The following is a 12,080-nucleotide window of genomic DNA, read 5'->3' as shown; positions in this document are numbered from 1 at the left end:
GCAGCACCACGGCCGTCACCACCAGCCCCGAGCCGATCAGCCAGCGGCCGCTGAACCCGGTGAGCTCGCGGCCCCCGACGACCGGCCCCGGCACGAGGAGGCGGGCGGTGAAGGTGGCGTCCGCGGGGTCGAGCGTGATCCGCGCCTGGTCGAAGTCGAGCCAGCGGCGGGCGAGCGGATACCAGGCCTTGAAGACGCTCTCCTTCGCGCTGAAGAGCAGCCGGTCCCAGCAGGTGCCCGGTACGAGGGCGGCCAGCCGGGCCAGGTCTGCGCGCTCCTCGGGCAGTGCGACCAGGCGCATCGTGTCCGGGTCGGCCACCGGCGCGTGCGGCTCGGCGTCCAGCCCGAGCGTCAGCACGTCGGAGGCGCGGGCGACGGCGGCGGCACGGTAGCCGTCGCAGTGGGTCAGCGCCCCGACGACGCCTTCGGGCCACCGCGGCGCGCGGTCGGGCCCCGGCAGCAGCGGCGCGGGCGCGAAGCCCAGCCGGCCCAGCGCGTCACGGGCGCAGCGGCGCACCGTGCCGAACTCCCGCTGCCGCTTCGGTACGGCACGGGCGACCAGCTCCCGCTCCTCGGGGAACATCCCGTCGAGCGGCGCGTCACCGAACGTCTCGGCGGTCACGACGGGCGCGGGCAGCAGCTTGTCGATCATGCGGGGCTCCCGGCGGTACGGCGCGGTCCGGCCGGTGCGCCGGCCGGCCGGGGGCCGTCGGGAGCGCGGGGCGTCTCGTGGGTCACGACTGAAGTAAAGACCGTGCGGGCCACGGAGTGAAAGCGCGGCAGCGGGTCCGTAAGCCGCTGCGCGGCGGGGCCGCTGCCTTACGGAGTGCGGCGCCCCGCCGCAACCGCTCGGGCCCGCCTGTGGCCCATCCGGGCGGCGGCCGCACGAGAGGGGGATGAGGACGGGCCTGAGGGGGCACCCGTGGGCCATGCTTCTCCTACGACTTCTCGCCCGGCCCATGCTGGCGTCGACCTACGTCATCCAGGGCTACCAGACCTTCCGCAACCCCGAGCAGCTGGCTCCGGTCGCCGAGCCGGTGGTCAAGCCGATCGCCGAGCGCGTCCCGGTCCTGCCGCAGGAGACGAAACAGCTCGTGCGTCTCAGCGGCGGCGTCCAGCTGGTGGCCGGTTCGCTGCTGTCGATCGGCCGGCTGCCGCGGCTGTCCGCGCTGGCCATCGCCGCCACGCTGGTGCCGACGACACTCGCCGGACACCGGTTCTGGGAGGCCGAGGACGAACAGACGCGTACCGCGGAACGCATCCAGTTCCTCAAGAACCTCTCGATGCTCGGCGGGCTGCTGATCGCCGGTGCCGACACCCACGGCAAGCCGTCGCTCGCCTGGCAGGGCAAGCACGCGGCACAGCAGGCCCGCCGCGAGGCGGCGCTGCGCGCCCGCACGGCCCGCCGCACACACAGGATCAGCAGCCGGCTGCCGGTCGGCTGACGCGCCGGTACGCCTCTCCGCCGCCTCCCCCGGCCCGGGCCCGCCCCTCACCCGTAGCGGATGAGGCGCGGGCCCCGGCGGTGTGCTGCGATGCCGGGGTGGAGCGGCTTCCCGGAGCAGCGGTACGGCGGCGCGCGGTGCGCGAAGCGGCGGCCCTGGGCGGACGGGCCGTCAGCCGGTGCCTGGCCGCGACGCGTTGGCTCGTACCGGGGCTCGTACCGGGCGGCGCCCGGCGTGCGGCCGGCACCGTCCACGCGGCGGTCCGGGCGGCGCTCGGCGCCGCGGTCCGCACCACGGTCGGTGCCGTGCTCGACCAACTGGACCTGGACGCCGTGGTGGCGCGGGTCGACCTCGACGCGGCGGTCGCGCGGGTCGACCTCGACGCCGTGGTGGACCGGGTGGACGTCGACGCCGTCGTGGCGCGCGTGGACCTGGCGTCGGTGGTGGACCGGGTGGACGTGGACGCGGTGGTGGCACGGGTCGACGTGGGCCAGGTCGCCCAGCGCGTCGACGTCGACGAGGTGGCCGACCGGGTGGACGTGCGCCGGATCGCGGACCGGGTGGACATCGACGCGATCATCGCCCGGATCGACCTGGTGCCGCTCGTCGAGGCGGTGCTCAACGAGATCGACATCGGCCGCATCGTGCGGGAGACCGGCGGCGGCATGGCCGAGGAGACCGTCGACGCCCTCCGCCTCCGGGCCGTACGGGCCGACCGCCTCGTGAACCGCGCCGCCGGCCGGCTGCTGCGCAGGGACGGCCGCCCGCCGCCCGCACTGCCCCCGGCCCCCGGTGAACGCCGCGCACCCGGCACCGGACCGGCGCGCCCGGCGACGCCGTGACGGCACCCGTCCCGCGGCGCGGCCCGGCCGAGGTCCAGGGGCAGGCCGCTGGGCTCGTCTCCCGCGCCGTGGCGGCCGTCGTCGACGCGCTCGCCGTGCTCGCGCTCGGGCTCGCGGCGCTGCTGGCCGCGGGGGCCGTACGGTTCATGGTCGCCGGGCCGCCGTTCACGCTGCCGCATCTGCCGCCCCGGCTCAGCACCGCGTGCGCCGCCGTGCTCGCCGTCGGCTACCTCACCGTGAGCTGGCTGACGGCCGGCCGGACTGCGGGCGGCCGGCTGATGGGGCTCCGGGTGGCCGGCCGGTCGGGACGCCCGCTGGGCCCCGGCCGCGCCCTGCTGCGCGCGGTCCTCTGCGTCGCGTTCCCCTGGGGCCTGCTCTGGATACCGCTCGGCCGGTACGGCAGGTCGCTCCAGGATCTGATCGTCGCGAGCACGGTCGTCCACGACTGGTATCCGGGGCCGCCGGGGCACCGGCTCACCCGTTCCGGGTGACGCCGCGCGGCCCGGGAGACGGCTCAATGGACCCGGGATCCACCGGATCCGTAGGAGGTTGCGATGACCGATCTCGTCGTGCTCGGCTTCCCCGACAAGGAGAAGGCCGAGGCCGTCATGCGGCTCGGGAAGGAACTCTCCCGGCAGGAACTGCTCGACCTGGAGGACGCCGCGCTGGCCTGGCGGACGCAGGACGGCAAGATCCACGTGGAGCAGACGTTCAACACCACGGCGGCGGGCGCGGCCGGCGGCGCCCTGTGGGGCACCCTGTTCGGCATGCTCTTCCTGATGCCGGTCTTCGGCGCGGCCGTGGGCGCCGCCTCCGGCGCGCTCGTCGGCAAGCTCACCGACGTGGGCGTGAACGACTCGTTCATCAAGGAAGTGGCGGGCACCCTGGAGCCGGGCCGGGCGGCGGTCTTCGCCCTCGTCCGCCGGTCGACCCCGGACCGGGTGCGCGAGGCGCTGCGCCCCTTCAACCCCACCGTCCTGCGCACCTCCCTCACCAAGGACCGCGAGGAGGAACTGATTTCCGCCCTTCAGGGGACGTGAGCCCGGCCCCCGGGACGAGGGGCCGCTGCCCCGCCGCCGGGGCGGGCGGCCCTGCACCCGGGTGAGTTGGCCCGGTACCGGGTGCCGCCCCTCCCGCGGGGGCGGCACACTCGTCGGACACACCTGCTCCGAGAGCGAGGTGCCGGCGATGGGCCACTCCGCCGAACGACGGCCGCTGCCGCCCGGCCAGTACCGGGCCGCGCGCACCGCGCCGGACCGGCCGTCCGTCCCGCGGCCCCGCCTGGTGGCACGGCTGTCCGCCGGGGTGCTCGGGCCGCTCACCGTCGTCATCGGGCCGCCCGGCTCCGGGAAGACGGCCCTCCTGGACGAGTGGACGCTGACGGGTGCCGCGCCGGGCCCGGTGGCCCGGGTGACGTGCGACGGCGGGGCGCCCGGCGCCGGCACGTACGGCGGCACCGCGGAACCGCCGGGTCTCTTCTGGCACCGGGTGGCACGAGCGCTGGCGGGGGCGGGGGTCACGGCGGCGGGCACCGCGACACCGCCGTGGGCTGGTGACGCGCCGTCAACGGGGCCCGGAGGTGCCGCCTGTCCTCGACCTGGCGCGCGAGGCCGGGTACGGGAGCCGGACGGCCGAGTACGGGAGCCGGACACCCATGGTCCGCCGGGCGGCGGCCCGCGGGGCGGTCCGGCGGCCGCCGCCCGGCTCGCCGACGCGCTCGCCGCGCACCGCGAACCGGTGGTGCTCGTCCTGGACGGCTTTCCCGCCGGCGCCGGCTCGCCGTGTGCCGCCGGGGTGCTCCAGCTGCTCACCCACGCCGGAGGCGTGCTGCGGCTGGTGGTGGCCGCACGTGGCGACCCGGCGCTGCGGCTGCACCGGCACCGGCTGGCCGGCGGCCTCACCGAACTCCGCACCGCCGACCTGGCCTTCGACGACCGCGAGGCCGCTGACCTGCTGGCGCTCCACGGCATCGCGCTGCCCCGCCGCGCCGTCGTCGCGCTGACGCGCCGTACGGAGGGCTGGGCCGCCGGGCTGTGCCTCGCCGCCCGGGCCATGGCGGAACAGGCCGATCCGGAGCGGTGCGCGGCGCGGTTCAGCGGCGCCGACGAGACCGTCGCCGGGTACGTCGCCGAGGAGGTGCTGGACGTCCGCCCGGCCGACGTGCGCCGCCTGCTGCTGGCGACCAGCGTCCTGGACCGGGTGGACGCCGCGCTGGCCGAGGCGGTCGCGGGCGGCCGGGCCGGGCGGCACTTCGCCGCGCTGGTACGGGAGAACGCGTTCCTGGAGCCGTGCGGCCAGGGCTGGTACCGGTACCACCGGATGACGGGCGAGGCGCTTCGGAGCCGGCTCGCCGCGGAGTGCCCGGGGCGCGCCACGGCACCGCACCGCCGGGCGGCGGCCTGGCTGGGCGGCCACGGGCTGCTCGCGGACGCGGTACGGCACGCCCTCGCCGCCGGCGACCGGCGGTACGCGCACCGGCTGATCGTCCAGCATCTCGCCATCGGTGAGGTACTCGGCCTGACCGCCACCCGCCTGCCCCGCGACCTGCTGCCCGGCCCCGCCGATCCGGCACCGGAACCCGAGCCACCGGAGACCGCCCTCGTCACCGCGGCAAGCGCCCTGGCGGACGGCAGCCTCCCGGCCTGCGCAGCGGCCCTGACCCGCGCCGAACGACGGCTCAGCCCCGGCCCGACCGCGCAGGGCACTCCAGCGGCGTACGGCCGTCCGACAGCGCACCCCGGGCCGGACAACGGCGGCCCCGCCGGAGGCGGTTCGGCGGCCGGTGACGATCCGCTCCTGCGGCACCGCATCGCCCACGCGGTCATCCGTACGCAGCTGGAGCGGTACCGGGACCCGGCCTCGGCCCCGGAAGCCGCGGCCGAGGCGCAGCGGCTCCTCTCCCTCCTCCCCCGCGAGACGCTCGCCGGCCGGCCCGAACTGCGAGCGCTGGTCCTGCTGGTGCGCGGCAGCGCCGAGTTGCGGCTCGGGCGGCAGGCCGCGGCCGAGAGCGCCCTGACGGCCGGGCTGCGGGCGGCCGGTGCCGCGGGGAACGGGGCACTGCGCCGCGACTGCCTCATCGAACTCGCCCTGCTGGCGGCGGTGCGCGGCCGGTTCCGGGCCGCGGCGGAACTCGCCGCGGCCGCGCAGCGGCCCCCGCTGCCCGTCTGCTCCCCCACGGACCGCTCGCACGCGGCGCTGCAGGCCGTACGCGCCTGGACCGGCCTCGCCGGCACGGGGCGCCCGGTCCAGGCCCGTGACCCGTCGGCGCCGGGCCAGGCGGAGGACCGCGCCCGGCAGCCGGCCGTCGCGCTCAGCAACCGGGAGCGGGACGTACTGGCCCACCTGGCACGCACGTTGACCACGGAGGAGATCGCGGCCGAGCTGCAACTGTCGGCCAACACCGTCAAGACCCACCTGAAGAGCGTCTACCGCAAACTGGCCGTCACGCGCCGCTCGGCCGCCGTCCGCCGCGCCCGCGAACTGGGCCTGCTGCCGCAGCCGGCACCGCTGGAGCCCGTAGCCGCGTCGGCCGCGCACGACGGCGGGCCGCCGCAGCACAACGGCGGGCCGCCGGCCTGACGTACCCCGTGCGGGCCGCCGGCCTGACCGCCCGTCGGCCCGCACGGGGTACGCACGCGGAAGGGGCGGACCGGAGGACCGGCCCGCCCCTTCCGTCAGGAGTGGTGTCAGCGGGTGTAGCGCATCAGGGTGCGGACCATGTGGCAGGTGGTGTCGGACGGGCGGTGGATGCCGATGAGCGCCGCGGTGTCGCGAATGAGCCGGTTCGGCGCGCGGTCCGGCGTGTGCACACCGGAGTCGAGCAGCGCGATGGCCAGACGCATGGCCTTCAGCCGGCGGTTGTGCGCGATGTACCACTCACGCGGTCGGCCGGCGGGCAGCGGCTTCTTGGCGAGCGGGGCGTACGGCAGGTCGAAGAGAGCGGACGTCGGAGTCATTGCGGCAGCCGGCACAGGGTCCCTCCTGTCGTGGTCGAGAGCCCCCGGACCCCCCGTGAGCTCTCTCGAACACTGCTTCTATATTACCGCGCCGCACTGACAAAAGCCCCTGGCCAGAGGGGTTTTGCGACCCTCCGGAAGGATTTCGCGGCGGGTCCTTAAACCTCGCCGCGGCGGGCGTTTTCCTCCCTCGGGCCGCCCACCCACTCCCCGGTCCCCGCGAGCAGGCCGCGCACACCCATCACCCAGCCACCCCTCCCAGGGATTGAAAGGTTTCAAGCAAAAATTCCCGCACCACCTATTGACCCTCAAGCTCTCTCCGCCCATTGTTTGAGTCGTTTCAAGCCCGACGCACGAGCGCGAGGACGAAGGAGTCCCAGGTGACATCCCTGCAGAGCACGCAGCCCTCGGCGGCCGATCCGGCCGGGGAGGGCACCGTTTCGCGGCAGCAGTGGAAGTGGACCGGGCTGGCCGGCATGGCGTCGTACCTGGATGCCGGGTCGATCGTCGCGCTCAGCTCCGGCCTCGCCCTCTTCCAGGACCGCTTCGGCCTCTCCCAGAACGGGCTCGGCGCGCTCACCGCCATCGGCCCCAACGCCATCGGCGCGGCGATCGGCGCGTTCATCGGCGGCCGGCTCGGCGACAAGCTCGGCCGCAAGCGCATCTACCAGTACGACCTGCTGGTGTACGCGGGAGCCATCCTGCTCATCACCTTCGCGGTCAACCCGCTGATGCTCTTCGCCGGCACCTTCATCGTGGGCCTGGCGGTCGGCGCCGACGTGCCGACCTCGCTCGCGCTGGTCGGCGAGTTCTCCCCCGCCAAGGCGCGCGGCAAGCTGCTCGGGCTGACCCAGGTGACCTGGAGTCTCGGCCCGGTGGTCGTACTGCTGGTGGCGTGGGCCCTGTCCGACCTGGGCCTGCTGGGCATCCGCATCGTCTTCCTGCACCTGTTCGTGGTGTCACTGGTGACGTACGCGATGCGCCGCGGCATGGTCGAGTCGGCGGTCTGGCGGACCGCGGCGCAGGCAGGGCCCGCGGCCCGTCCGAAGGTCCGTGACCTGCTGCGCGGCGCCCATCTGCGGGCGCTGCTGTTCACCGGCGGCATCTACCTCTTCTGGAACCTCGCGGCCGGCACGAACGGCATCTTCACGCCGTACATGGTCAAGAGCCTGGGCGCGGGCAGCCAGGCCACCAGCGTCCTGCTGTCCTGTGCCAGCTTCGCGCTGGTGATCGTCGGCACGGTGGCGGTCTACATGCGGTACGCCGACCGGGGCCACCGCTACCGCAAGGCGATGTGGATCACCGGCTCGGTGATGCAGGTCTGCGCGTACGGCGTCTTCCTCGTACTGCCCTTCACCCTCCCCGTCATCGTCTTCAACGTGGTGCTCTTCGGCGTCGGCCAGGCCATGGCGGGCGAGGCGGTCTACAAGACGGTGAGCCAGGAGGTGTTCCCGACGATGCTGCGCGGCACCGCGCAGGGCATCACCTTCGGCACGTCCCGCGTGGTCCTCGGCGTGTGGTCCTTCTTCGTCCCGGCGCTGGCGAGCACCGGCATCGCGCCGGTCGCCGCCTTCCTCACCGCCTCGCTGCTGATCTGCGGTGTGATCGGGCTGTTCATGCCGAACACGGCGGGCAAGCCGCTGGCGCAGGTGGAGGCCGAGCGCGCGGCCACCGGCTGACGTACCGTCACTTCCTGTGCCGGCTGACGCACTGTCACGCACGGCCCCGCCCACTCGCCCCCGGCCTCACCCGCTCATCCGCGGGTGAGGTCGCGTTCGATCTCCTCCAGGCTCTTGCCGCGGGTCTCGGGGATGCAGCGGACCGTGAAGAGGGTGAGCAGCGCGCACACCACCGCGTACGCGGTGAAGGTGGCGGCCCCGCCCAGCACGTCGAGCAGGGTGAGGAAGGTGAGCGAGACCAGGAAGTTCATCGTCCAGTTGGCGAACATCGTGGCGCTCATGGCCGTGCCGCGGATGCGCAGCGGGTACAGCTCGGACGGGATGATGAAGACGACCACGTTGAGCGTGGTGGCCACCGCGGCGATGAAGAGGACCACGAAGGCCACGGCGAGCCAGGCGAAGGAGGAGTCCCGGCCGCCGGCCGCCAGGGTCACCGCGAGTCCGGCGAGCGCGAGCGTCATGACCGAGGCGCCGGTGGCCAGCAGTTTCTTGCGGCCGATGCGGTCGACGGCGACCATGCCGACCGGGGTCATCAGCAGGTTGACCAGGCCGACGCCGACGGTGGCGAGGACGGCCGAGGAGGAGCCGAGGCCGCTGCTCTGGAAGATCTTCGGGGCGTAGTAGATGACGGTGTTGACGCCGGACGCCTGGCCGAGGATCTGCAGGCCCACGCCCGCGACGATCGCCGGGCGCACGGCCCGGCCCGCGAGCGCCCGCCACCGCCCCTTGCCGGCCCCCGCCGTGCGGTCGTCGTGACCGGCCGTCATGGCGGCCAGTTCCGCCTCGACCGCCGCCGTGTCGCCGCCGCGCAGCCGCGCGAGGACGGCTCGGGCCCGGTCGGTACGGCCGCGCAGCGCCAGCCAGCGCGGGGATTCGGGCATCGCCAGCATGCCGGCGCCGAAGAGCAGTGCGGGCACGGCGGCCAGGCCGAACATCCAGCGCCAGCCGTGGGTGGCGTGTTCCAGGCCGTAGTTGGCCACGTAGGCGAGGACGATGCCGAGGGTGATCATCAGCTGGTTGAGGCCGACCAGCCGCCCGCGGTGGCGGGGCGGTGCCGCCTCGGCGATGAAGACGGGGACGAGGTTGGACGCGGTGCCGATGCCGAGGCCGAGGACCAGGCGGGCCACCGTGAGCACGGCCGCCGAGGGCGCGAGGGCCGCCAGCGCGGCGCCGAGCGTGAAGACGCCCGCCGCCGCGACGAGGACCGGGCGGCGGCCGTACCGGTCGGCGAGGTTGCCGGCGGCGGCCGCGCCCGCCATGGCGCCGACCAGGATCGAGCTGACCACGACGCCCGAACCGAAGGCGGAGAGCCCGAAGTCCGACTCGATGGTGAGCAGGGCGCCGGAGATGACGCCGGTGTCGTAGCCGAACAGCAGCCCGCCGAGCGCGGCGACCAGCGCCGTGCCGATCACCGGCCGCAGCGTGCTGCCGCTGCCGCTGCGCGTCACGGTGTCCGTACCGGGTGGCGCCATCACGCTTCCCTTCACTCAACCCAATTGGACGGTACCAATCTGGCACTCGACTTGGCAGTGCACAAGATCTCACGCCATAATTCCTGTATTGGTTGGCACCAATCACAACGACTCAAGAAGGTGAAGCGTGGCCCGACAGGCCAAGCACGAGGAACTGCGGCTGGCGCTGCTGGCCGAGATGGCCGGGGCTCCCCCGCACACCCCGCTGCCCACGGAGCGGGAGATCGCCACGGACCACGGCGTCTCGCGCAACACCGTCCGGCAGGCGCTGGACGCCCTGGAGGCAGCGGGCAGCGTCTACCGGGTCCAGGGCGCCGGCACGTTCGTCGCGCCGCCCGTGGTCTCCAAGACGCTCACCCTCACCTCGTTCTCCGAGGACATGCGCGCCCGCGCCCTCGAACCGGCCTCGCGGCTGCTGGCCGCCGAGACGGTACGGGCCGGCCGGCAGATCGCCGAGCGGCTCGGCGTCGCGCCGGACTCCGACGTGGTCCGGGTCTCCCGGCTGCGGCTCGCCGACGGCTCCCCCATGTGTCTGGAGAACGTCCACTTCCCGGCCGACCGCGTGCCGGGGCTCACCGACGAGGACCTGTCCGGTTCGCTGTACGAGCTGCTCGACGAGCGGTACGGACTGGACATCCGCTCGGCGGACCAGATCATCCGCGCCGTCGACCTCGACGAGACCGAGTCGGCGCTGCTGGGCGTGGCGGTGGGCAGTTCGGGCCTGCGGGTGCAGCGGGTCGGCCTGGACCGCCGCGACACCCCGGTCGAGGCGACCACCACGATCTACCGCGCCGACCGCTACGACATCCGTTTCACCGTCCGCAGGGGGCAGCCGTGACGGCCGTACGCACACCGCACGTACCGGAGTCCGGGGCCGGCTCCCCCGCACCGCGCCCGCTGGTCGGCGTCGACGTCGGCGGCACGAAGATCGCCGCCGGGCTCGTCGCGCCCGACGGCACGCTGCTGACCTCGGTCGTCCGGCCCACGCCCGCGGCCCGGGGCCGGGCCGCGGTGCTGGACGCCATCGCGGCCGCCGTCCGCGAGCTGCCCGGGTACGAGGAGGCGGCGGGCCTCGGCATCGGCACCGGGGGCGTCGTCGACCGCGCCCGTGGCGTCGTCCTGTCCGCCAACGCGCTGCTCCCCGGCTGGGCGGGCACCGCGCTGGGCGAGGAGCTGACCGGCCGGCTCGGGCTGCCGGTGGCGGCCGACAACGACGCGAACGTCTTCGCGCTGGCCGAGCAGACCTACGGCGCCGGCGCGGGCTGCGCCTCCGCGCTGTACGTGAGCGTGGGCACCGGCATCGGCGGCGGGCTGACCGGCGGCGGGCGGCTGGTGCGCGGTGCGCACTGGACGGCGGGCGAGTTCGGCCACCTCGCCGTGCCGGAGGCCGCCGGACGGCCCTGCAACTGCGGCCGTACCGGACACCTGGAGGCCGTGGCGGCCGGGCCCGCGATCACCGCCCGGTTCCGCGCCCTGACCGGCGACGACAGCGTGCACGACCTCCGCAGGGTGGCGGCACTCGCGGAGCAGGAGACCGGGGCGGAAGCAGAGGCCGCGCGGACCGTGCTCGCGGAGGGCGCGGGCGCGCTGGGCCGCGCCCTGGCCGGGCTGGTCAACACCGTGGACCCCGAGCGGGTGGTGGTCGGCGGCGGGGTCGCCTCGATCGGCGCACCGTTCTGGGAGCCGCTGACCGCGGCGTTCACCGCCGAACTGCTGCCGGGCCCGGCGGGACTCCGTCCCGTACCGGCGGCGCTCGGCCCGCGCGCCGCGGTGGTGGGCGCTGCGGCACTGCTGCTGGAGGACGGCCCCGACGGTCCCCACGGCCCCGGTACGCCCGAGAGCACACCGGTACGACACCCCGACCCGCAGCACTGACCACCCACCGCACGGACCGATGACCGACGACGAGGGACAGCACATGACCGAGACCGCACCCGGCACCGGCAACGGCCGGGGCCCCAGCCGCACCACGATGCCCGCCGGCCGCGCCCGCGCGCTCCTCGACGGGCTGCGCGGCCGGCTGATCGTGTCCTGCCAGGCACCGCCCGGCGATCCGCTGCGGTCGCCTGCGCACATGGCCGCGATGGCCGCCTCGGTGACGGCGGGCGCGCCGGTGGCGGGCGTACGGGTGCAGGGCGTGGCCGACATCGAAGCCGTGCGGGCCGTGGTGGACCTGCCGATCGTCGGATTGTGGAAGGACGGCGCGGAGGGCGTGTACATCACGCCGACCGCCGACCACGCGCGGGCCGTCGCCGGGGCCGGCGCGGAGATCGTCGCCGTGGACGCAACGGACCGGCCGCGGCCGGACGGCCGCCCGCTGCGCGAGACGGTCGAGGCGGTGCACGCGCTGGGCAGGCTGCTGATGGCCGACGTCTCCACCGCCGAGGAGGGCGAGGCGGCCGCCGCGCTGGGCGCCGACGCCGTCTCCACCACCCTGTCCGGCTACACGCCGTACAGCCGTCAGCAGCCGGGCCCCGACCTGGAGCTGGTCCGCGAGCTGGCCGCGCGGCTGGACGTGCCGGTCTTCGCCGAGGGCCGGCTGCACACGCCGGAGCAGGCCGCGGCCGCGGTCGAGGCGGGCGCGTGGGGCGTCGTCGTGGGCGGCGCGATCACCGCGCCGGCCGCCATCGCGACCCGCTTCGCCGCCGCGCTGCCTCCCCGCTGACGATGCATCAGGCCCGGAGTC

The 12,080-nt window shown here is 75.3% G+C and carries 12 protein-coding genes; 9 read left to right on the top strand and 3 right to left on the bottom strand.

Annotated elements, in window-relative coordinates; all coding sequences use genetic code 11:
• Window positions 1-652 (bottom strand): 4'-phosphopantetheinyl transferase (locus C3486_RS30490; protein WP_103836044.1); only part of this gene is annotated, 652 nt, incomplete at its 3' end.
• 277 nt (window positions 653-929) lie between these two features.
• Between C3486_RS30490 and C3486_RS30485 the strand changes: the two genes are divergently transcribed.
• The 5 genes from C3486_RS30485 (at window position 930) to C3486_RS37035 (ending at window position 5,866) form a co-directional block, all read left to right on the top strand.
• Window positions 930-1,445: a DoxX family protein gene (locus tag C3486_RS30485; protein ID WP_103836043.1), complete on the top strand. Its 516-nt coding sequence runs from the start codon at window positions 930-932 to the stop codon at window positions 1,443-1,445.
• A gap of 98 nt (window positions 1,446-1,543) precedes the next feature.
• Window positions 1,544-2,287, top strand: a complete 744-nt coding sequence (locus C3486_RS30480) for a hypothetical protein (protein ID WP_146075090.1) — start codon at window positions 1,544-1,546, stop codon at window positions 2,285-2,287.
• On the top strand, window positions 2,284-2,778 hold the full coding sequence (locus C3486_RS30475) for an RDD family protein (RefSeq protein WP_103836040.1): 495 nt from the start codon (window positions 2,284-2,286) through the stop codon (window positions 2,776-2,778). The genes C3486_RS30480 and C3486_RS30475 overlap by 4 nt, the downstream gene beginning before the upstream one ends.
• 63 nt (window positions 2,779-2,841) lie before the next feature.
• On the top strand, window positions 2,842-3,327 hold the full coding sequence (locus C3486_RS30470; protein ID WP_103836039.1) for a DUF1269 domain-containing protein: 486 nt from the start codon (window positions 2,842-2,844) through the stop codon (window positions 3,325-3,327).
• 148 nt (window positions 3,328-3,475) lie between these two features.
• A complete protein-coding gene (locus C3486_RS37035; RefSeq protein ID WP_146075089.1) occupies window positions 3,476-5,866 on the top strand; it encodes a LuxR family transcriptional regulator in 2,391 nt (796 codons plus the stop codon).
• Window positions 5,867-5,973: 107 nt separating this feature from the next.
• Here the strand turns inward: C3486_RS37035 and C3486_RS30460 are convergent, their stop codons facing one another.
• Complete coding sequence (locus tag C3486_RS30460; RefSeq protein WP_103836038.1) at window positions 5,974-6,243, bottom strand: hypothetical protein; 270 nt, start codon at window positions 6,241-6,243, stop codon at window positions 5,974-5,976.
• A gap of 380 nt (window positions 6,244-6,623) precedes the next feature.
• Between C3486_RS30460 and C3486_RS30455 the strand changes: the two genes are divergently transcribed.
• On the top strand, window positions 6,624-7,922 hold the full coding sequence (locus C3486_RS30455) for an MFS transporter (protein ID WP_258053081.1): 1,299 nt from the start codon (window positions 6,624-6,626) through the stop codon (window positions 7,920-7,922).
• Window positions 7,923-7,996: 74 nt separating this feature from the next.
• Here the strand turns inward: C3486_RS30455 and C3486_RS30450 are convergent, their stop codons facing one another.
• Window positions 7,997-9,394 (bottom strand): sugar porter family MFS transporter, encoded by a 1,398-nt coding sequence (locus C3486_RS30450; protein ID WP_103836037.1) that lies wholly within the window; start codon window positions 9,392-9,394, stop codon window positions 7,997-7,999.
• A gap of 127 nt (window positions 9,395-9,521) precedes the next feature.
• Here C3486_RS30450 and C3486_RS30445 point away from each other — a divergent pair, with 127 nt between their 5' ends.
• Genes C3486_RS30445 through C3486_RS30435 form a run of 3 tightly spaced genes read left to right on the top strand, consistent with a single transcriptional unit; the run spans window position 9,522 to window position 12,059 of the window.
• The gene (locus C3486_RS30445; RefSeq protein WP_103836036.1) at window positions 9,522-10,232 is read left to right on the top strand and encodes a GntR family transcriptional regulator; all 711 of its coding nucleotides are present in this window, start codon (window positions 9,522-9,524) and stop codon (window positions 10,230-10,232) included.
• Window positions 10,229-11,269, top strand: coding sequence for an ROK family protein (locus C3486_RS30440; RefSeq protein ID WP_258053080.1), 1,041 nt, complete (start codon window positions 10,229-10,231; stop codon window positions 11,267-11,269). Before C3486_RS30445 ends, C3486_RS30440 begins: the two co-directional genes overlap by 4 nt.
• A gap of 43 nt (window positions 11,270-11,312) precedes the next feature.
• Window positions 11,313-12,059 (top strand): N-acetylmannosamine-6-phosphate 2-epimerase, encoded by a 747-nt coding sequence (locus C3486_RS30435; RefSeq protein ID WP_103836049.1) that lies wholly within the window; start codon window positions 11,313-11,315, stop codon window positions 12,057-12,059.
• Window positions 12,060-12,080 lie beyond the last annotated feature (21 nt).

It is taken from the genome of Streptomyces sp. Ru73 (assembly GCF_002920575.1).
In the GTDB taxonomy this organism is placed as follows: Bacteria; Actinomycetota; Actinomycetes; order Streptomycetales; family Streptomycetaceae; genus Streptomyces.
Note: the sequence above shows the minus strand (reverse complement) of the source record. Positions and strands in the feature narration are given on the sequence as shown.